17 protein-coding genes and 2 pseudogenes are annotated in these 18,938 nt (G+C 70.2%); 12 read left to right on the plus strand and 7 right to left on the minus strand.

The window, feature by feature from the left end:
• Positions 1-114: 114 nt before the first annotated feature.
• The gene (gene nudK, locus NUG20_RS08075; protein WP_263397845.1) at positions 115-714 is read left to right on the plus strand and encodes a GDP-mannose pyrophosphatase NudK; all 600 of its coding nucleotides are present in this window, start codon (positions 115-117) and stop codon (positions 712-714) included.
• A gap of 150 nt (positions 715-864) precedes the next feature.
• Here the strand turns inward: nudK and NUG20_RS08080 are convergent, their stop codons facing one another.
• Positions 865-1,383 carry a hypothetical protein gene (locus NUG20_RS08080; RefSeq protein WP_263397846.1) on the minus strand — a complete coding sequence of 173 codons (519 nt, stop codon included), beginning with the start codon at positions 1,381-1,383 and terminating at the stop codon, positions 865-867.
• A gap of 30 nt (positions 1,384-1,413) precedes the next feature.
• Positions 1,414-2,919 (minus strand): helicase HerA-like domain-containing protein, encoded by a 1,506-nt coding sequence (locus NUG20_RS08085; RefSeq protein WP_263397847.1) that lies wholly within the window; start codon positions 2,917-2,919, stop codon positions 1,414-1,416.
• 197 nt (positions 2,920-3,116) lie between these two features.
• Between NUG20_RS08085 and NUG20_RS08090 the strand changes: the two genes are divergently transcribed.
• A complete protein-coding gene (locus NUG20_RS08090; protein WP_263397848.1) occupies positions 3,117-4,715 on the plus strand; it encodes a transglycosylase SLT domain-containing protein in 1,599 nt (532 codons plus the stop codon).
• Between the two features lie 259 nt (positions 4,716-4,974).
• On the opposite strand, the pseudogene NUG20_RS08095 reads toward NUG20_RS08090, so the two are convergent.
• From NUG20_RS08095 to NUG20_RS08110, 4 genes and pseudogenes are all read right to left on the minus strand, one after another.
• A pseudogene (locus NUG20_RS08095) lies at positions 4,975-5,103 on the minus strand (phosphatidylserine decarboxylase); the annotation flags it as partial.
• Positions 5,104-5,153: 50 nt separating this feature from the next.
• Positions 5,154-5,282, minus strand: a pseudogene (locus NUG20_RS08100) (phosphatidylserine decarboxylase); the annotation flags it as partial.
• A gap of 50 nt (positions 5,283-5,332) precedes the next feature.
• The gene (asd, locus tag NUG20_RS08105) at positions 5,333-6,181 is read right to left on the minus strand and encodes an archaetidylserine decarboxylase (protein WP_263397849.1); all 849 of its coding nucleotides are present in this window, start codon (positions 6,179-6,181) and stop codon (positions 5,333-5,335) included.
• Entirely contained in the window at positions 6,178-6,831 is a 654-nt protein-coding gene (locus NUG20_RS08110) for an SCO family protein (protein ID WP_263397850.1), read from the minus strand. Before NUG20_RS08110 ends, asd begins: the two co-directional genes overlap by 4 nt.
• Before the next feature lie 79 nt (positions 6,832-6,910).
• On the opposite strand from NUG20_RS08110, the gene prmB reads away from it, so the two are divergent.
• The 7 genes from prmB (at position 6,911) to NUG20_RS08145 (ending at position 15,132) form a co-directional block, all read left to right on the plus strand.
• Positions 6,911-7,837: a 50S ribosomal protein L3 N(5)-glutamine methyltransferase gene (prmB, locus tag NUG20_RS08115; RefSeq protein WP_263397851.1), complete on the plus strand. Its 927-nt coding sequence runs from the start codon at positions 6,911-6,913 to the stop codon at positions 7,835-7,837.
• Between the two features lie 10 nt (positions 7,838-7,847).
• Positions 7,848-8,951, plus strand: coding sequence for a chorismate synthase (gene aroC, locus NUG20_RS08120; protein WP_263397852.1), 1,104 nt, complete (start codon positions 7,848-7,850; stop codon positions 8,949-8,951).
• A complete protein-coding gene (locus tag NUG20_RS08125) occupies positions 8,944-9,981 on the plus strand; it encodes a 2-hydroxyacid dehydrogenase (protein ID WP_263397853.1) in 1,038 nt (345 codons plus the stop codon). Before aroC ends, NUG20_RS08125 begins: the two co-directional genes overlap by 8 nt.
• Positions 9,982-10,081: 100 nt before the next feature.
• Complete coding sequence (locus tag NUG20_RS08130) at positions 10,082-11,107, plus strand: aspartate-semialdehyde dehydrogenase (protein WP_263397854.1); 1,026 nt, start codon at positions 10,082-10,084, stop codon at positions 11,105-11,107.
• A gap of 241 nt (positions 11,108-11,348) precedes the next feature.
• Entirely contained in the window at positions 11,349-13,370 is a 2,022-nt protein-coding gene (locus NUG20_RS08135) for a type IV pilus assembly protein FimV (protein WP_263397855.1), read from the plus strand.
• 329 nt (positions 13,371-13,699) lie between these two features.
• Positions 13,700-14,473 carry a tRNA pseudouridine(38-40) synthase TruA gene (gene truA, locus NUG20_RS08140; RefSeq protein ID WP_263397856.1) on the plus strand — a complete coding sequence of 258 codons (774 nt, stop codon included), beginning with the start codon at positions 13,700-13,702 and terminating at the stop codon, positions 14,471-14,473.
• Positions 14,470-15,132 carry a phosphoribosylanthranilate isomerase gene (locus NUG20_RS08145; RefSeq protein ID WP_263397857.1) on the plus strand — a complete coding sequence of 221 codons (663 nt, stop codon included), beginning with the start codon at positions 14,470-14,472 and terminating at the stop codon, positions 15,130-15,132. The genes truA and NUG20_RS08145 overlap by 4 nt, the downstream gene beginning before the upstream one ends.
• A 464-nt stretch (positions 15,133-15,596) precedes the next feature.
• On the opposite strand, the gene NUG20_RS08150 is transcribed toward NUG20_RS08145, so the two are convergent.
• Positions 15,597-16,487, minus strand: coding sequence for a LysR family transcriptional regulator (locus NUG20_RS08150; RefSeq protein ID WP_263397858.1), 891 nt, complete (start codon positions 16,485-16,487; stop codon positions 15,597-15,599).
• Between the two features lie 95 nt (positions 16,488-16,582).
• Here NUG20_RS08150 and trpB point away from each other — a divergent pair, with 95 nt between their 5' ends.
• Genes trpB through trpA form a run of 3 tightly spaced genes read left to right on the plus strand, consistent with a single transcriptional unit; the run spans position 16,583 to position 18,865 of the window.
• A complete protein-coding gene (trpB, locus tag NUG20_RS08155; protein ID WP_263397859.1) occupies positions 16,583-17,800 on the plus strand; it encodes a tryptophan synthase subunit beta in 1,218 nt (405 codons plus the stop codon).
• A gap of 3 nt (positions 17,801-17,803) precedes the next feature.
• Positions 17,804-18,037 carry a hypothetical protein gene (locus NUG20_RS08160; protein ID WP_263397860.1) on the plus strand — a complete coding sequence of 78 codons (234 nt, stop codon included), beginning with the start codon at positions 17,804-17,806 and terminating at the stop codon, positions 18,035-18,037.
• 24 nt (positions 18,038-18,061) lie between these two features.
• Positions 18,062-18,865: a tryptophan synthase subunit alpha gene (gene trpA, locus NUG20_RS08165; protein ID WP_263397861.1), complete on the plus strand. Its 804-nt coding sequence runs from the start codon at positions 18,062-18,064 to the stop codon at positions 18,863-18,865.
• Positions 18,866-18,938 lie beyond the last annotated feature (73 nt).

The raw sequence follows: 18,938 nt of genomic DNA on the forward strand, positions 1-18,938 counted from the left end.
GCGCGGTTCTGGCGGGGCACGCAGCACGGGCCTCTAGAATGTCTGGTCGGCGGCGAATTCTGCGCTTGGCTGCTGTTGCCGCCGCCGCTGTCCTTTCATCGCATGGAGTGTCGCTTGAATCCATCCGCCACAGGCAATCCGCGGGTGCGTCTCGGCAAGGTCGAGGTGCTGTCCGACAACTGGTATGTGCTGCGCAAGGTCACCTTCGATTTCCAGCGCAACGACGGCAGCTGGCAGACGCTGTCGCGCGAGGCCTACGACCGCGGCAACGGCGCCACCATCCTGCTCTACAGCCGCGCCAAGCAGACGGTGCTGCTGACCCGGCAGTTCAGGCTGCCGACCCTGCTCAACGGCAACCCCGACGGCATGCTGATCGAAGCCTGCGCCGGGCTGCTGGACCAGCACGATCCGCAGACCTGCATCCGCAAGGAGACCGAAGAGGAGACCGGCTACCGGGTCGATAACGTGCGCAAGGTGTTCGAGGCGTTCATGAGCCCGGGTTCGGTCACCGAACGGCTGTACTTCTTCGTGGGCGAGTATTCCGATCGCGACAAGGTGGGCGCCGGCGGCGGCGTGGCGGCCGAAGGCGAAGAGATCGAGGTGCTGGAGCTGGCGCTCGACGCGGCGCTGGCGATGATCGAGACGGGCGAGATCGCCGACGGCAAGACGATCATGTTGCTCCAATACGCAAAGCTGAAGGGGTTGCTGGCCTAGCGGAGTGCTGTCGGTTTTTGTATCTGCGCGTGGCAACGCCTGGATCGAAGGTGGCCTGCCGTGCCTGTCGGCGCGAGCTGTACACGCACCTGCGCCGCAGCGTGACCCGCGCCGCGTGGCCCTGGTTTTGGGCGCGCTGCGCCGATCGGGTCAGCGCACGCGCCGCAGGCGCTTGTCGGCATGCTCCGGCGGCATGCCGCTATGGCAATTGATGCCGTCCTGGGCCAGATCGTAGTCGGCGGCAGCGGCGCGGCGGCCGCGCGCCTGGGCCTCTTCGACACGGAACCCGTAGATGTTGGGCCCCACCTGCGGATCGTCGGGGTCCTCGAAGCCGAGCGTCAGGCAACTGCTGGCCATCTGGTCGATTCCCCACACGCCGGTGATGGTCCTGGGCGCGACCTGCCGCCCGGCTCCGGTGATGCAGGTGGTCGTCAGCGTATAGCGATGGACCGTCTCGCTCGCCGCTCCCACCTCGAGCCTGAGATCGGCGCGAACGGTCTCGCAATCCCGCGTGTATCCCTGGAGTTTGCCGACGTAGCGGCCGGCCAGCAGTTTCTGCCGTTGCGGCGGCCAGTCATCGCCCGACGCCGGTTGCGGGGAATCGGCGGCCATTGCGGCTGTGGCGGCCGCCAAGCCGAGCAGCAGGGCGCTCATCGCTTCCTTGTTCATGGTGGAGCTCCTTGTGGTGGTCGGCTGCGCTCAGCGCTTGCCGCCGAAGATGCTGCCGAAGATGCCGCGCACGATCTGCTGGCCGATGCGGTTGCCGACGGTGCGCGAGGTCTGCTTGGCCATCGTTTCCAGCATGCCCTGGCGGCGCTTGGTGCCGAACACCGCGTCCTTGACCGCCTGGCCGAAGCCGCTGTCCTGCGCGTCGTCCTGCTCGCGCGTGCGCGCCGCCGGCGCCGCCGTCTTCTCGGCCACCTGCTCGACCCGGCGCGCCAGCATCTCCGCCGCCGAGTCGCGGTTGACCGCGGTATCGTAGCGGCTGCCGACCACGCTGCCGGCGCGCACCTGCGCGCGCTCGGCGTCGGTAATCGCGCCCATCCGGCAGCGCGGCGGGGCGATCAGGGTCTGCTGCACCGGCGACGGCACGCCCTTGTCCTGCAGGGTCGACACCAGGGCTTCGCCGGTGCCGAGTTGGGAGATGGTCTTGGCCACGTCCAGTTTGGGATTGGCAACGAAGGTCTCGGCGGCGGTGCGCACCGCCTTCTGGTCGCGCGGGGTATAGGCGCGCAGCGCGTGCTGCACGCGGTTGCCGAGCTGGCCGAGGATGTTGTCCGGCACGTCGTCCGGGAACTGCGAGCAGAAGTACACGCCCACGCCCTTGGAGCGGATCAGCCGCACCACCTGCTCGATGCGCTGCACCAGCGCCGGCGGCGCGTCGTCGAACAACAAATGCGCCTCGTCGAACACGAACACCAGCTTGGGCTTGTCCAGGTCGCCCACTTCCGGCAGCCGTTCGAACAGCTCCGACAGCAGCCACAGCAGGAAGGTCGAGTACAGGCGTGGCTTGAGCACCAGTTGTGCGGCGGCGAGGATGCCGATCACGCCGCGGCCGTCGCTGCCGACCCGCATCAGCTCGGCCAGGTCCAGCGCCGGTTCGCCGAAGAAGCCTTCGCCGCCGTCCTGCGCCAGGCGCAGCAGCGCGCGCTGGATCGCCGCCACCGACGGCGCGCCGACCAGGCCGTATTCGGTGGAGATGTCCTTGCGCTGCTCCACCACCAGCGCCAGCAGCGCGCGCAGGTCGTCCAGGTCGAGCAGCAGCAGGCCGCGGTCGTCGGCCAGCTTGAACACGATGTCGAGCACCCCGGCCTGGGTGTCGTTGAGTTCCAGGATCCGCGCCAGCAGGGTCGGCCCCATTTCGCTGACGGTGGTGCGCACCGGGTGCCCGAGCTGGCCGTACAGGTCCCAGAACACCACCGGGTTGGCCGCCGGGGCGTAGTCGGCCACGCCGATGTCCTTGGCGCGCTGCAGCACTTTCTCGCTGCCGTCGCCGGCCACCGCCAGCCCGGCCACGTCGCCCTTCACGTCGGCCATGAACACCGGCACGCCGATCCGCGAGAAGCCTTCGGCCAGGGTCATCAGGGTCACAGTCTTGCCGGTGCCGGTGGCCCCGGCGACCAGCCCGTGGCGATTGCCCAGGCGCGGCTGCAGCAGCACCGCGATGTCGTCGGTCACGCCTTTGCCCAGCAGGATCGGGTCCATGAACAGCTCCGCGGTGAGGTGGGCGGATTCTAGGCGTTCGCGCCGGCGCCCGCTCGCCGCGGAGGCGTCAATGGCCTGATTTGCCGGGCCGCAGCGATGAACGAATGCCCCGCCGGCGCGGTGCCGGCGCTGGCCCGACCTTGCCGCGATGTGACAGCGGCGGCTACCCTGCGGCCTTTCCGTCGTCGCGTCCCATCATGCCCCTTTCGTTCCGTATCACCCATGGATGGCCCGCCGTGGCTGCCCTGGCGCTGGCCTGCGCCGCGCCCGCCGCCCACGCCGAACGCGTCTCCACGCGCGACAAGGCCGCCATCGCCGTCCTCGACCAGCGCCTGGCGGCGGCCGAGAAGCGCTACAACGACGCGATGGTGCTGGTCGGCAACAGCGACCCCAAGGGCACCCAGGAAAGCGACGCGGCGCTGGAGGACATCGAGGACGTGGTCGATGCCTGCATCAAGCAGCGCGGCTGCCAGGTCGGCACCTACCTGAGCGCCTACAAGCGCCTGCTCAAGGCCAAGGCCGACGCGCAGGATGCGGCAACCGATGCCGATGCGGTCGACGACGGCGCCGCGCCGCTGCAGGCCGATCCCGACCACATCAGCCCGCTGGCGGCCAACGTGCCGGAAGCCGCGCGCGCGGCCAGCCTGCTCAACGACCAGCGCCATGCCTTCGACGCGATGGTCGAATACAACCCGGCGGTACAGGCCGGCATCCGCCGCTGGCTCACCGACATGCGCCCGTCGCTGATGAACAGCTACGAGAACTACCAGAACCTGCGTGCGGTGATGTGGCCGGAATGGGAAAAGCGCGGGCTGCCGGAGGCGCTGCTGTTCGGCATCATGGCCAAGGAATCCAACGGCCGCGTGCACGCCAATTCGCGGGTCGGCGCGGCAGGGCTGATGCAGTTCATGCCGGCCACCGGGCGCCGCTTCGGGCTGGGCCCGGACGGCACCGGCTTCGATACCCGCTACGACGCGCGCAGCGCCGCCGAGGCCAGCGCGGTGTACATCAACGAGCGTATGGCCGGGCTCAACCGCAGCATCGAGCTGTCGCTGGCCGGCTACAACGGCGGCGAGGGCCGCGCCGCGCGCGTGTACAACCAGATGCAGGGGCGCGGTTTCTGGGATGCCTCGGTGTATAACCAGTTCCCGGCCGAGACCAAGGACTACGTGCCGATGGTGATCGCCGCGGCGTGGATCTTCCTGCACCCGCAGCAGTACGGCGTGGCGTTCCCGAAGATCAACGCGCAGCCGGCGACGCTGCGCCTGGCCAAGTCGACCACGATCTACGAACTGACCATCTGCCTGGGCAGCGACGGCACCCGCGACGGCTACATGCGCGCGCTGCGCAACCTCAACCCGCGCTACGAGCCGGATGGCTGGATCCCGGCCGGGGTCACCCTCAACGCCACCACCAAGATCGTCGGCCTGTACAACCGCTACTGCGTCAGCGGCCCGCGCGCCGACCTGGCGCGCGCACTGATCACCGCCGACGTCAACGCCGCGATCCGCAGCAGCACGCCGGTGCTGGCCGATCCCACCGGCAACGTGGCGGTGGGCGACGTGACCCCGGTGGCCGGCGTGCCGACCACGGTCGCCACCGGGCGCCCGGCGCCGGTCAAGCCCAAGCCCAAGCAGGTGCGCAGCTACCGCGTGGCCAAGGGCGACACGCTGGGCCGCATTTCTGACCGCTACAACTGCGACATCAAGCAACTGGCCAAGGCCAACGGCCTGCGCGCGCCGGGCTATGCGTTGAAGCCGGGGCAGTCGCTGAAGATGACCGGGTGCGATAAGTGACGGCTTGCAGGTCGTTGGAAAGCGGCGTCGACGCGACGCTGTCCGCGTTTCGCCTCCCGCATAGCCGGCGCTTGGTGTTGGCGCGGGACTGGCGGCAATGCGTCGGGACTGAAGTCCCTCCCACAAGGAGTAGGTTCTTTTGTTTGTAGGAGGGGCTTCAGCCCCGACCGGGCATTGCCGGTAACGTCCAGTCGGGGCTGAAGCCCCTCCTGCAAAAAGCGCCGCGTCGTCCGCAATGCTTGGCTGACGCTTACGTGCGTCAGCCTTGCAGCCGCCGCGCCAGCGCCTGGCCGAGCCGGACCGGCGTTTCCGCGGTCAGTGCCGGATCGAGCTGCGTCACGCCAGGTGGCAACAGCACGATCACGGTGGAACCGTAGTTGAAGCGGGCCGCGCCGCAGTGGATGCGGTGCGCCCGTCAGGTTGGCGCGCCGCCGCGCGTCAGCGATCCAACCGCCATGCCAGGGCCTGGCCGAGTCGCACCGGCGTTTCCGCCGCCAGTGCCGGATCGAGCGTCGCCACGCCCGGTGGCAACAGCACGATCACGGTGGAGTCGTAGTTGAAGCGCGCCGCGCCGCAGTGGATGTGGTGCGCCCGTCAGCTTGGCGCGCCGCCGCGCGTCAGCGATCCAACCGCCGTGCCAGGGCTTGGCCGAGCCGGACCGGCGTTTCCGCGGCGAGTGCCGGATCGAGCGTCGCCACGCCCGGTGGCAACAACACGATCACGGTGGAGCCGTAGTTGAAGCGCGCCATCTCCGCGAACCGCTCCAGCACGATGCCCTTGCCGCGCCAGTCCTTGCGGGTGATGCGGTCGCCGTAGCGCGGGATCTCCACGCCGTTCCACACCGTTTCCACGCCGGAGACCAGCAGCGCCCCGACCATCACCGAGGCCATCGGGCCGAACTCGGTGTCGAAATGGCAGACCAGGCGCTCGTTGCGCGCGAACAGCCGCGGCACGGCGCGCACCGCGTCCGGGCCGACGCTGAACAGACGTCCCGGCACATGCACGGTCTCGCGCAAGGTGCCGGTCCAGGGCATGTGCACGCGGTGGTAGTCGCGTGGCGACAGGTACACGGTGGCGTACACGCCATTGGCGAACGGCGCCGCCGCGGCGTCGTCGCCGAGCAGTTCGGCGGCGGTGAACGACTGGCCCTTGGCCTGGAAGATGCGCCCGTCCTGGATCGGGCCGAGTTGGCTGATGCGCCCGTCGGCCGGCATCAGCAGCGCCTGCGGGTCGGGATCGGCGACGCGCGCGCCGGGCTTCAACGCGCGGGTGAAGAACGCATTGAAGGTCGGATAGGCGCGCGGGTCGGGTTCGGCGGCTTCGGCCAGGTTCACCCCGAAGCGGCGCACCACGGTGTCGATCAGCCATTGCTTCAGGCCCGGCCGCGACGAATACGCCAGGCGCCGCGCCAGCGAGGACAGCAGCCGGTGCGGCAGCACATAGGTCAGCGAGGTCACCAGGCTCACGGCGCGGTCGCCTCGGTCAGCGCCTGCAGGTCGGCGGCGATCGCCGCCGGCTCGAACGGCGGACGGATCAGCCCGGTCTGGCGGCCCTGCGGGTCGAGCACGGCGATCGCGGCGGAGTGGTCCATGCTGTAGTCGTTGGGGTTCTCTTGGAAACGCGTGCCGGGCACCTTCTGGAACACGAAGCCCAGCGCGGTGGCGAAGCGCTCCAGCTCCGGCACGTCGGCGGTGGCGGCGAGGGTGTCCTTGTGGAAGCCATGCGCATAGTCGCCCAGCCGCGCCGGGGTGTCGCGCTGCGGATCGACCGAGACGAACAGCACCCGCGGGCGCAGCGTCTCCGGAATCGCTTCCCACTGTTTCTGCGCCCGGGCCAGGTCGGCCAGGGTGGTCGGGCACACGTCCGGACAGGCGGTGAAGCCCAGGAACACCAGCGTCCAGTGGCCTTTCAGCTCGCCCGGGACCAGCGGCGTGCCGTCGGACTGGCGCAGGTGGAAGTCGGGCAGGGTGCGAGGCTGCGGGTACAGGCGCACCGCGCGCGTCTCCGGCCAGGCCGGGACGGCGGCGCTGCCGCCGAAATACTTCTGGGCCAGCAGCAAGCCCAGGCCGGCGGCCAGCGCGACCACCAGAACGATGCCGAAGTTGCGGTTGAACATACTGATTTCCCATGCAACGAACGCTCATGATAGCGGTCGGGCCTCTATAATCGGGGGCCGAATTGCCTTGCCTGTTGCCATGACTGCCGACGCGGCCGCCGAACTCCACACGATCATCGACCTGATCCGCTACGGCACCAGCCGTTTCAACGCCGCCGGGCTGAGCTTCGGCCACAGCTACGACAACGCCCTGGACGAGGCCACGCAGCTGGTGTTGCACGCGTTGCATCTTCCGCACGACCTGGGCCCGGCCTATGGCGGCGCGCGGGTGACCACGCCGGAGAAGGCGCAGGTGCTGGCGCTGTTCGAGCGCCGCATCGCCGAGCGCATCCCCGCCGCCTACCTGACCGGCGAGGCCTGGTTCGCCGGGCTCAGCTTCAAGAGCGACGCGCGTGCGCTGGTGCCGCGCTCGCCGATCGCCGAACTGATCGAAGCCGGCTTCGAGCCGTGGCTGGCCGGGCGCGAGGTGACTCGCGCGCTGGACCTGTGCACCGGTTCCGGCTGCATCGCCATCGCGATGGGCCACTACAACCCGAACTGGCAGGTGGACGCGGTCGACATCAGCGACGACGCGCTGGCGCTGGCCGCCGAGAACAAGGCGCGGCTGCTGGCCGACAACGTCGAGCTGGTCAAGTCCGACCTGTTCGCCGGGCTGGGCGGGCGCCGCTACGAGCTGATCGTCACCAATCCGCCCTACGTCACCCATGCCGAGACCGACGCGCTGCCGCCCGAATACGCGCACGAGCCGGAACTGGGCCTGCGCGCCGGCGACGATGGCCTGGACCTGGCGCTGAAGATCCTGCGCGATGCGCCGGCGCACCTGAGCGAGGACGGCCTGCTGATCTGCGAAGTCGGCGAATCCGAACGCGCGCTGGTGCAGTTGCTGCCCGAGGTGGATTTCGCCTGGGTCGAGTTCAAGGTCGGGCAGATGGGCATCTTCGCGGTGGAAGCCAGCGAACTGGTCGCGCACCACGCGCGCATCGCCGAACTGGCCGCGGGCCGGTGAGCCGGCGGCCATGAGCGCGAACAGCTTCGGCACCCTGCTGACCGTCACCACCTTCGGCGAATCGCACGGGCCGGCGATCGGCTGCGTGGTCGACGGCTGCCCGCCGGGGCTGGAGCTCGACGCCGCCGAATTCGCCCACGACCTGCAGCGCCGCGCCACCGGCAAGAGCCGCCACACTTCGGCGCGGCGCGAGGCCGACGAGATCGAGATCCTGTCCGGCGTCTACGAAGGCCGCACCACCGGCACCCCGATCGGCCTGCTGATCCGCAACACCGACCAGCGCAGCAAGGATTACACCGACATCGCCCGCCAGTTCCGTCCGGGCCATGCCGACTACAGCTACTGGCAGAAGTACGGCATCCGCGATCCGCGTGGCGGTGGCCGCTCCTCGGCGCGTGAAACCACGATGCGCGTGGCCGCCGGGGTGATCGCCAAGAAGTGGCTGGCGCAGCGCTACGGCGTGCGCGTGCGCGGCTACCTGTCGCAGCTCGGGCCGGTCCTGCCGCAGGGCTTCGCCTGGGACGCGGTGGAAGACAACGCGTTCTTCTGGCCGCACGCGGCGCAGGTGCCGGAGCTGGAACGCTACATGGACGCGCTGCGCAAGTCCGGCGATTCGATCGGCGCCAAGGTCACCGTGGTCGCCGACGGCGTGCCGCCGGGCTGGGGTGAGCCGATCTACGGCAAGCTCGACGGCGAACTGGCCGCGGCGCTGATGAGCATCAACGCGGTCAAGGGCGTGGAGATCGGCGACGGCTTCGCCGCGGTGACCCAGAAGGGCACCGAGCATCGCGACCTGATCGCGCCGGACGGCTTCCAGTCCAACCACGCCGGCGGCGTGCTCGGCGGCATCGCCACCGGCCAGCCGATCGTCGCTTCGCTGGCGTTCAAGCCCACCTCCAGCCTGCGCCTGCCCGGCGCCACGGTGGACGTGGACGGTCAGGCGGTGGACGTGATCACCACCGGTCGCCACGACCCCTGCGTGGGCATCCGCGCCACCCCGATCGCCGAGGCGATGGTGGCGCTGGTGCTGATGGATCAGGCGCTGCGCCATCGAGCGCAGTGCGGCGATGTCGGCAGCGTCATCCCGCGCATTCCGGGCGGTGGCGATGGCTGAGTCGCGGCCGCGGGTGTGGGTCAGCCAGCCGCTGTTCGACGATGTCGTCGCACGGCTCGGCGAACATTGCGTGCTGACCACCACCGCGGACGTGACCAAGTATTCGCAGCAGGAGCTGGCCGCGGCGCTGGCGCCGCTGGACGGCGCGCTGGTGACGCTCAACGAGCGTATCGGCGCGGCCGAAATTGCCGGTGCACCGCGACTGCGGGCGATCGCCAACGTCGGCGTCGGCTACAACAACCTCGACCTGGACGCGCTCAGCGCGGCCGGCATCGTCGCCAGCAACACCCCCGACGTGCTCACCGAGACCACCGCCGATCTCGGCTTCGCCCTGCTGATGGCCGCGGCGCGGCGCGTCACCGAATCCGAGCGCTGGCTGCGCGACGGGCAGTGGCGGCAGTGGTCGTTCCAGACCATGCTCGGCGCCGACGTACACGGCAGCACCCTGGGCATCCTCGGCATGGGCCGCATCGGCCAGGCCATCGCGCGCCGTGCCGCCGGCTTCTCGATGCGCGTGCTGTACCACAACCGCAGCCGACTGCCGGCCGAGGTGGAGCATGCGCACGCCGCCGAGTACGTCGGCTTCGACGAACTGCTGGCGCGCGCCGATCACCTGCTGCTGGTGTTGCCGTATTCCCCGCAGTCGCACCACCTCCTCGACGCCGCTGCGCTGGCGCAGATGAAGCCGACCGCGACGCTGGTCAACATCGCCCGCGGCGGCCTGATCGACGAACTGGCGCTGGCCGACGCGCTCGCGCACGGGCGCCTGGCCGCGGCCGGGCTGGACGTGTACGAAGGCGAGCCGGCGGTGCGTCCGGAACTGTTGGCGCTGCGCAACGTGGTGCTGACCCCGCACATCGGCAGTGCCAGCGCGGCTACCCGCCGCGCGATGGTGGCGCTGGCGGTGGACAACCTGCTGGCCGCGCTGGGCTTCGGCGCCGACGCCGAGCGCCCGCCGAATGCGTTGAACCTGGAGGCGATCGCTGGCACCGGCACTGGCGACGGCAAGATCGCGAGCAAAAAACGATAGGGAACCTCCGGCGACCTGAGCGCGCGCTCGGGAGGTTCCCCGAATCCAGCTGGCACTGCGGCTGTTCCCCCCTTTCTCCTACTCGATCGAACAATCTCCCATGAGCAACGAATCCCGTCGTTTCAACGTCGCCGTCGTCGGCGCCACCGGCGCCGTCGGCGAAACCATGCTGAACATCCTCGCCGAGCGCGACTTCCCCATCGCCACCCTGTATCCGCTGGCCTCCGAGCGCTCGGCCGGCGGCCAGGTCGAGTTCAAGGGCCAGAAGGTCACCGTGCTCGACCTGGCGACCTTCGACCCGACCGGCGTGGACATCGCGCTGTTCTCCGCCGGCGGCGGCATCTCCAAGGAATACGCGCCGAAGTTCGCCGCCGCCGGCGCGGTGGTGATCGACAACTCCTCGGCGTTCCGCTACGACGACGACGTGCCGCTGGTGGTGTCGGAAGTGAACCCGGAAGCGCTGAAGCAGCGCCCGCGCGGCATCGTCGCCAATCCCAACTGCTCGACCATGCAGATGCTGGTGGCGCTGGCGCCGCTGCACCGCGAATACAACATCGAGCGGATCAACGTGGCGACCTACCAGTCGGTGTCCGGCGGCGGCCGTTCGGCGCTGGAGGAACTGGGCAAGCAGACCGGCCAGTTGCTCAACTTCCAGGCCATCGATCCGCAGCGCTTCCCGGTGCAGATTGCGTTCAACCTGATCCCGCACATCGACGATTTCCTCGAAAACGGCTTCACCAAGGAAGAGATGAAGCTGGTCTGGGAGACGCGCAAGATCCTCGGCGACGACACCATCCAGGTGAACCCGACCGCGGTGCGCGTGCCGGTGTTCTACGGCCACTCCGAAGCGGTGGCGATCGAGACCACGCGCAAGGTCAGCGCCGAGCAGGCGCGCGCGCTGCTGGAAGCAGCGCCGGGCGTGGAAGTGGTCGACGAGCGCAAGCCCGGCGGTTATCCGACCCCGGTGACCCACGCGTCCGGCAACGACGCGGTCTACGTCGGCCGCATCCGCGAGGACATCTCGCATCCGCGCGGCCTCAACCTGTGGATCGTCTCCGACAACATCCGCAAGGGCGCCGCACTCAACGCGGTGCAGCTGGCCGAGTTGGTAGCGCAGGAAGGCTAAAAAGCCGGGACCAGGGACCGGGGACCGGGGACCCGTGGGCGCTGGCTCGGTGATTGGGGGGTTAGCTGGCGAAAGAGTTATGCAACGGCAAGAGCGGCAGCTCTTGCCGTTTGTTTTTTCCGGGTCCCGGCCTTGGCGGCAGCTCTTGCGGTTAGCTTTTGCTCTTCCGGGTCCCTGGTCCCCGGTCCCCGGTCCCGGCTTCGGATATATTGCTCGCCATGAAACCAAGGGCAGGGGCGTGATGCGCCTACAACCACGCTTCTTCCGCCGCCGCCGCCATGGCGGCGACGGCACTTCCATTGCATTCGGACCGCGCCGCGGCTGGCGTGCCGCGTGCGCGCTGCTGTTGCTGGCCTGCAGCCAGGCCGCGCTGGCACTGGGGCTCGGCGACATCCGCGTGCTGTCCAAGCCGGGCGAGCCGTTCCTGGCCGAGATCCCGGTGATTTCCAACGAGCCCGGCGAACTGGAGAACGCGCGCGTGGCGCTGGCCTCGCCGGCGACCTTCGCCCGGGTCGGGCTGCAGCGGCCGGATGGCCTGGTCGGCGATCTGCAGTTCCGCTTCGCCCAGACCAACCAGGGCCGCGCGGTGATCCGCGTCAGCAGCCGGATGCCGGTCGAGGTGCCGTCGCTGAGCTTCCTGATCGAAGTCGATTGGGGCCAGGGTCGGTTGATCCGCGAATATTCGGCGCTGGTCGACGCGCCCAACACCGCCGCGGCGATCGATGCGCCGGCGATCGACGCGCCGGCGGCCGCGGTGCCGTCCGACCGCATCGTCCGCAGCGAACCGTTGCCGGCGCCGACGCCGGCCGCCAGCACGCCGACGCCGCCACCGGCGCTGCCGGCCGCACCCGCCGCGCCGGTGCGCAGCGCGCCGGCCCCGGTCGCCGCACCCGGCGACGCGCTGGCCCCGGTGCAGCGCGGACAGACCTTGTCGCAGATCGCCGGGCAGTTGGTGCGCGGCAGCGGCCATTCGCTGGACCAGACCATGGTCGCGCTGCTGCGCGCCAATCCGGATGCGTTCATCCGCGGCAACGTCAACCTGCTCAAGCAGGGCGCGGTGCTGCGTACGCCGCGCCAGGAGGAATTGGCCGGCCTCGATGCCGCCGCCGCCACGGCCATCGTCCGCGAGCAGGCCGCGCAGTGGCGCCAGGCGCGCGCGCCGGTGCCGCAACCGGCGCAAGCACAACAGGCCGATGCCGCTGCGCCGGCCGCCGCCAAGCCGGTGGCCGCCGCGACCGCCACTGGGGCATCGGGCGCACGCCTGGAAATCGCGCCGGCGGTGCCGGCGCAACGCGACAACGCGGGAACCAAGTCCGGCACCGGTGCCGGCGACGAGGGAGACATGGTGGCGACTCAACAATTGCAGCAGGCGCGCGAAGACCTCGCGGCACGCGATGCCGAGGTCCAGGAACTGCGCTCGCGGGTCGAGCAGCTGGAAAAGCTCAAGGCCCAGCAGCAGCAACTGATCGCGCTGAAGGACAGCGACTTGGCCGCGGCGCAGAAGCGCCTGGGCCAGGCCGGGCAGACCCAGGCCCAGGCGCAACCCGCGCCGACGCCGGCGTCCAACGGCTGGCCGCTGTGGCTGTGGGGCGGGCTGGCGCTGCTGGTGCTGGGCATCGGTGCGCTGCTGCTGTCGCGCCGGCGCAAGCCCTCGCCGTTGCCGCCGCTGCCGCGGCATGGCTACGACACGGCGGAACTGGCCGCGGCGGTGCCGGTGGTCGCGCATCGCGAGGTGGACGCGCCGGACCTGCCGCCGCTGGACGAGCACACGCGCGACGCGGTCGAAGACGACGCGGACGCGGACCGGACCTACCAGGATCCGGCCTATCAGGACCAGGCGTTCGAACGCGAACTGGCCGGCCATGCGCCGCGCCACGACGACGCGGACGACATGCCGGCAGCGCAGCGTCCTTACGTCGCGCCGCATTCCGACCTCGAGGCCGCGCCTGCGCCGCAGGCATCGCCCGACGCCGACGAACCATGGCGGCAGCCGCCGCCGGTGCTGGCGCCGACGCCGGTCGCCGCCGCGGCGGCACGCCACGAACCGACCTGGCACCAAGAGGAGTTGCCGGCGACCGCCGAACCGATCGCCGAGCCGGCGCCGGCCTATCCGCCGATCGGCCGCGAACGCCTGGAACTGGCAGTGGCCTACATGGACCTGGGCGACAACGAGACCGCGCGCACCCTGCTGACCGAAGTGGCGGCCGGCGGCGATCCGGCGGCACGTGCCGAGGCCCTGCAACTGCTGGGTCGCCTGGGCTGAGACCCGCGGACGGCGTGCGGCGGCTGCGCCGCCGCCGTCCTGCTTCGACAGGGAATGCGACGATGCGCGAACACCTCCTCGACAGGACGCTGCCGGTGGCACGCAGCGCAAGCTCCCGGCCGGCGGCGCGTTGCCGGGCCAAAGCCGGTCGCATGCGCGATGTCGGCGCTGCCGGCCGACCGGCTGGCATCTCCATGCCGCTGCCGCACCTGCGAACGGCCAGCGCTCCCGCCGCTCGGCAGCGCATGCCGCAGCGGCATCGCGCACGCCACAGCGCAGCGCCCTGGCCGCTCGCATCCGCGCCGCACGTAGTGTCGGAGTAGGTCGCCATGCGCTATGCGTTGGGCGTGGAATACGATGGCAGCGAGTTCCAGGGCTGGCAGCAGCTCGGCGAATCGGGTGGGCCGAGCGTGCAGGCGGCGCTGCAGGCGGCGTTGTCGTCGGTGGCCGATACGCCGGTGAGCGTGGTCTGCGCCGGACGCACCGACGCCGGCGTGCACGGCGAATGCCAGGTCGTGCATTTCGATTGCGATGCGCCGCGTGCGCCGCGCGGCTGGATGCTCGGCGCCACCGCACGGCTGCCGGCCTCGGTGTGCGTGCGCTGGTGCGTGCCGGCGGCGGACGATTTCCACGCGCGCTTCTCCGCGCGCGCGCGGCGCTACCGCTACCGCCTGCTCAACCGCCAGGTGCGCCCGGCGCTGTACCGGCAGACGCTGAGCTGGGAACGGCGGCCGCTGCAGGCCGAGGCGATGCACGCTGCGGCGCAGGCGCTGCTGGGCGAGCAGGACTTCAGCGCGTTCCGCAGCATCCAGTGCCAGGCGCTGCATGCGCGCCGCGAGCTGCAGTCGATCGCGGTGACCCGGATCGGCGAGGTCGTCGAGGTCCAGGTCCAGGCCAATGCATTCCTTCATCACATGGTGCGCAATATCGTGGGGTCCTTAATCTTGGTAGGAACAGGCGACAAGCCGGTTTCCTGGATCGGCGAACTGCTTGCCGGGCGCGACCGCAGCGTCGCCGGCCCGACCGCGCCGCCCCAGGGACTGGTGTTCGTCGGTCCCCTCTACCCCGACATCTGGAAGCTACCGGCCGAGGTCACCCTATGAATCGAACCCTGTATCGCACCCGCATCAAGTTCTGCGGCATGACCCGCGCCGGCGACATCCGCCTGGCGGGCGAACTTGGGGTGGATTCGGTGGGATTCATATTCGCGCACGGCAGCCCGCGGCGGGTCGCCCCGGCCGAAGCCCGCGCGATGCGCCAGGCCGCCTCGCCGATGGTGGACGTGGTCGCGCTGTTCCGCGACAACCCCAAGGACGAAGTGCGCGAAGTGCTGCGCACGGTGCGGCCGACCCTGCTGCAGTTCCATGGCGACGAGGACGACGGCTTCTGCCGCGGCTTCAACCTGCCGTACCTGAAGGCGGTGCCGATGGGCGGCAGCGACGTCAATGCACGCACCCTGCAGCTGCAGTACCCGAACGCGGCCGGCTTCCTGTTCGACAGCCATGCCCCGGGCGAGGGCGGCGGCTCCGGCAAGACCTTCGACTGGACACGCCTGCCGACCGGCCTGCACCGGCCGTTTCTGCTTGCCGGCGGCATCACCGCCGACAACGTGTTCGACGCGATCGTGGCGACGCTGCCATGGGGCATCGACGTCTCCAGCGGCATCGAGAGCCAGCCAGGCATCAAGGACGGCCACAAGATGCGCAAGTTCGTCGAGGAAGTGCGCCGCGCCGACTGCCATGAGTTGAACACCAACTGTTGAATGGATGCGCGTGGGTCTTGGAGTTTTTTACGCGCGCGGCCGCTGAAACTTTGGTGGCAAGCCGTAGGTTCTTGCACGCTGTAGGAAACGCTTCAGCTGAGATGCGTTCCCGCTACAGCCCGGTCGTGGCTGTGTAGTGCGGAGTTTGGGCGCAGCGCGGAGCGTCGAAGCGGTCTTCACGGCTGTTTGCGCGTTCGCGCAATCGCCTTCATGTCCATCGACAACGCTACGGCACGCGATGTGATGCCGCTTGTCGTGCTGCGATGACACGGTTGCATTGCACGCCGCCAGGCACTTGGTTGCCTTGGCCGGCGATGTCGCGCCACTTGCGTGGCACATGCAGTCGGCGCGACGACATGCACAGGTTCCCACTTGATTTTCCGTGGCATGGTTGACGCTCAAACGGTGCGAGCACCATGGCCGGATCTGGCCGTTCGTTGCGGGTAGAGGGAACCGCGTGTGGATCAACGCAACTGCATGCGCAGCCACGCGGCCAGCGCGACGATGCGCGGATCCTCGCGTCCGCTCGGCGCACACAGCGCCCATTGCCCGCCAGTCTCGGCGAAGCCCCACGGTGCCAGCAGGCGTCCGTTGGCCAGGTCGTCGGCGACCAGCGGCTGCGGTGCGATCGCCACGCCGATGCCGGCCAGCGCGGCTTCGAGCAGGTAGTACAGGTGCTCGAATCCGGTGCCGTAGTGCAGTGCGGTGGCGTCCACGCCATGCGCCTGCGCCCACGCCGGCCACGCCTGCGGGCGCGAGGCGGTGTGCAGCAGCGGCTGCTGCAGCAACGCCGACGGCGGGCTCGCCGCTAATGCCTGCGCCTGCGGCAGGGCGGGGCTGAGTACCGGGCCGATCCGCTCCGGCGCCAGCACGTGCACCTGCCAGCCGTCCGGCCATGGCGCCTGGCCGAGCAGCAGGGCGGCGTCCAGCCCGTCCAGGTCGGCGGCGAAGTCGCCCTCGTGCGCGGACAGGTGCAGGGTCAGCTCGGGCAGGTCGCGCTGCAACGCCTGCAACCGCGGGATCATCCAGCGCGCCAGGATGCTGCCCGGGCAGCCCAGCACCAGGGCGCTGGCGCGCGCGGGGCGGCGCAGTTCGGCCACCGCGTCCTGCAGTTGCGCGAAGGCGCCGCCGGCCGCGTCGCGCAGCCGCTCGCCGGCCACGGTCGGGCGGATGCCGCGTCCTTCGCGCTGCAGCAGCGCCAGCCCCAGTTCCTCCTCCAGCAGCCGGATCTGGCGGCTGACAGCGCCGTGGGTGACGTGCAGCTCGGCCGCCGCGGCGCCGACGCTGCGCAGCCGCGCGGCGGCCTCGAATGCGCGCAGCGCGTTCAGCGAGGGCAGGCGGCGCAGGTTGGACATGTGAGATTTCCTGACGTATAGGCTCAGACTTTATCGGTTTTTGCCGGGCGACGCGTGCGCTAAAGTGCGGGCCTGTCCTGCTGCCTGCGATCGCCATGTCCTCCGTCCCCATCAGCGACTTCCACGCCTATCCCGACGCCAGCGGCCACTTCGGCCGCTACGGCGGCCGCTTCGTCGCCGAGACCCTGATCGGGCCGCTGCAGGAACTGGCCGCCGCCTACGACCAGGCGCGCCAGGATCCGGCCTTCATCGCCGAGTACGACAAGGACCTCAAGCACTACGTCGGCCGCCCCAGCCCGATCTACCACGCCGAGCGGCTCAGCCGCGAAGTGGGCGGGGCGCAGATCCTGCTCAAGCGCGAGGACCTGAATCACACCGGCGCGCACAAGATCAACAACACCATCGGCCAGGCGCTGCTGGCCAGCCGCATGGGCAAGACCCGCATCATCGCCGAGACCGGCGCCGGCCAGCACGGCGTGGCCAGCGCCACGGTGGCCGCGCGGCTGGGCCTGGAGTGCGTGGTGTACATGGGCGCCACCGACATCGAGCGGCAGAAGATCAACGTCTACCGGATGCAGTTGCTCGGCGCCAGGGTGGTGCCGGTGACCTCCGGCTCGGCCACGCTCAAGGACGCGCTGAACGAGGCGATGCGCGACTGGGTGACCAATGTGCAGGACACCTTCTACATCATCGGCACCGTCGCCGGCCCGGATCCGTATCCGCGCATGGTGCGCGACTTCAACGCCATCGTCGGCCGCGAAGCGCGCGCGCAGATGCTGGAAGACTACGGCCGCCTGCCGGACGCGATCAGCGCCTGCGTCGGCGGCGGCAGCAACGCCATCGGCCTGTTCCATGCCTTCCTCAACGATGCCGGGGTGAAGATCTACGGCGCCGAAGCCGCCGGCGACGGCATCGCCACCGGCCGCCACGCCGCCTCGATCGCCGCCGGCCGCCCGGGCGTGCTGCACGGCAACCGCACCTACGTGATCTGCGACGACGACGGCCAGATCACCGAGACCCATTCGGTGTCCGCCGGCCTGGACTATCCCGGCGTCGGCCCCGAGCACGCGTTCCTGTCCGACAGCGGCCGCGCGGTCTACCAGGGCATCACCGACGACGAGGCGCTGGCCGCGTTCCACCTGCTGGCGCACACCGAGGGCATCCTGGCCGCGCTGGAATCCAGCCACGCGGTGGCGCAGTCGATCAAGCTGGCGCGCGACCTGCCGAAGGACGCGCTGGTGCTGTGCAACCTGTCCGGCCGCGGCGACAAGGACGTGCACACCATCGCCGCGCGCGACGGCATGCAGATCTGAGCGATGCGCTGGGTACGCGCGACGCTGATTGCCGAGATCGACGCGCCGGGCGAGCAGGACCTGCTGCTCGACTGGCTGGATCGCTGGCGCGGCGACCTGCGTACCTGTTCCGAAAACACCGGTTGCGGTTGCTGCGTGGATAGCTTCGATGTGGAAGCGCCAGAGCAGGCGCTGGCGGAGCTGCCGCGGCACATGCTGGTCTGCAGCGCATGGCCCGATTCGCCGCCAACCGATTGATCCTCATCATTGCCTGGACTCCTCATGCGCCGCATCGACCAAACCTTCGCCCGCCTGCGCACGCAATCGCGCAAGGCGCTGATTCCCTTTCTCACCGCCGGCGATCCGTCGCTGGAGGCGACGGTGCCGGCGATGCATGCGCTGGTCGAGGCCGGCGCCGACGTGATCGAGCTCGGCGTGCCGTTCTCCGATCCGATGGCCGACGGCCCCACCATCCAGCGCAGTTCCGAGCGCGCGCTGGCGCGCGGTGCCGGCCTGGCCTACGTGCTGGAAACGGTCAGCGCGTTCCGCCGCGACGACGCAACCACGCCGGTGGTGCTGATGGGCTACCTCAACCCGGTCGAGATCCACGGCACCGCGCGTTTCGCCGACGAAGCGGTGGCCGCCGGCGTGGACGGCGTGCTGCTGGTCGACCTGCCGCCGGAAGAATCGGCCGAGACCCTGGCGATCTTCACCGCGGCCGGCCTGGACCTGATCGTGCTGGCCTCGCCGACCACCAGCGACGCGCGCATCGGCCTGCTGTGCGATGCGGCGCGCGGTTACCTGTACTACGTCAGCTTCGCCGGCGTGACCGGCGCCGACCACCTCGACACCCGCGCCGCCGGCGATCGCCTGCGCCAGCTGCGCGCGCGCTCGACGGTGCCGGTGGTGGCCGGGTTCGGGATCAAGGACGCCGCCAGCGCCAAGGCCATGGCGGTGGACGCCGACGGGGTGGTGGTCGGCAGCGCGTTGGTCGCGGCATTGGCCGAGGCGACCACCACGGAGGCGGTGCGCGAACGCGTGCTGGCCTTCCTGACGCCGCTGCGGCAGGCGCTGGACCAGGGCTGAGGGCGCGTATCTGCCGGCGGTTGGTGCTGCCTGGCGGGAAGATCAGCTGTTTGCGGTAGCGGCTCGGCTGCGG

This window comes from Xanthomonas sp. CFBP 8443 (assembly GCF_025666195.1).
In the GTDB taxonomy this organism is placed as follows: domain Bacteria; phylum Pseudomonadota; class Gammaproteobacteria; order Xanthomonadales; family Xanthomonadaceae; genus Xanthomonas_A.

Excerpts from the sequence above, each read along its gene's own strand:
- NUG20_RS08145 (WP_263397857.1), top strand. The coding sequence starts at position 14,470 with ATGAATCGAACCCTGTATCGCACCCGCATCAAGTTCTGCGGCATGACC.
- trpB (WP_263397859.1), top strand. The coding sequence starts at position 16,583 with ATGTCCTCCGTCCCCATCAGCGACTTCCACGCCTATCCCGACGCCAGC.
- NUG20_RS08150 (WP_263397858.1), bottom strand. The coding sequence starts at position 16,487 with ATGTCCAACCTGCGCCGCCTGCCCTCGCTGAACGCGCTGCGCGCATTC.
- NUG20_RS08110 (WP_263397850.1), bottom strand. The coding sequence starts at position 6,831 with ATGTTCAACCGCAACTTCGGCATCGTTCTGGTGGTCGCGCTGGCCGCC.
- prmB (WP_263397851.1), top strand. The coding sequence starts at position 6,911 with ATGACTGCCGACGCGGCCGCCGAACTCCACACGATCATCGACCTGATC.
- NUG20_RS08130 (WP_263397854.1), top strand. The coding sequence starts at position 10,082 with ATGAGCAACGAATCCCGTCGTTTCAACGTCGCCGTCGTCGGCGCCACC.
- NUG20_RS08085 (WP_263397847.1), bottom strand. The coding sequence starts at position 2,919 with ATGGACCCGATCCTGCTGGGCAAAGGCGTGACCGACGACATCGCGGTG.
- NUG20_RS08080 (WP_263397846.1), bottom strand. The coding sequence starts at position 1,383 with ATGAACAAGGAAGCGATGAGCGCCCTGCTGCTCGGCTTGGCGGCCGCC.
- NUG20_RS08125 (WP_263397853.1), top strand. The coding sequence starts at position 8,944 with ATGGCTGAGTCGCGGCCGCGGGTGTGGGTCAGCCAGCCGCTGTTCGAC.
- NUG20_RS08160 (WP_263397860.1), top strand. The coding sequence starts at position 17,804 with ATGCGCTGGGTACGCGCGACGCTGATTGCCGAGATCGACGCGCCGGGC.
- aroC (WP_263397852.1), top strand. The coding sequence starts at position 7,848 with ATGAGCGCGAACAGCTTCGGCACCCTGCTGACCGTCACCACCTTCGGC.
- NUG20_RS08135 (WP_263397855.1), top strand. The coding sequence starts at position 11,349 with ATGCGCCTACAACCACGCTTCTTCCGCCGCCGCCGCCATGGCGGCGAC.
- NUG20_RS08090 (WP_263397848.1), top strand. The coding sequence starts at position 3,117 with ATGCCCCTTTCGTTCCGTATCACCCATGGATGGCCCGCCGTGGCTGCC.
- truA (WP_263397856.1), top strand. The coding sequence starts at position 13,700 with ATGCGCTATGCGTTGGGCGTGGAATACGATGGCAGCGAGTTCCAGGGC.
- trpA (WP_263397861.1), top strand. The coding sequence starts at position 18,062 with ATGCGCCGCATCGACCAAACCTTCGCCCGCCTGCGCACGCAATCGCGC.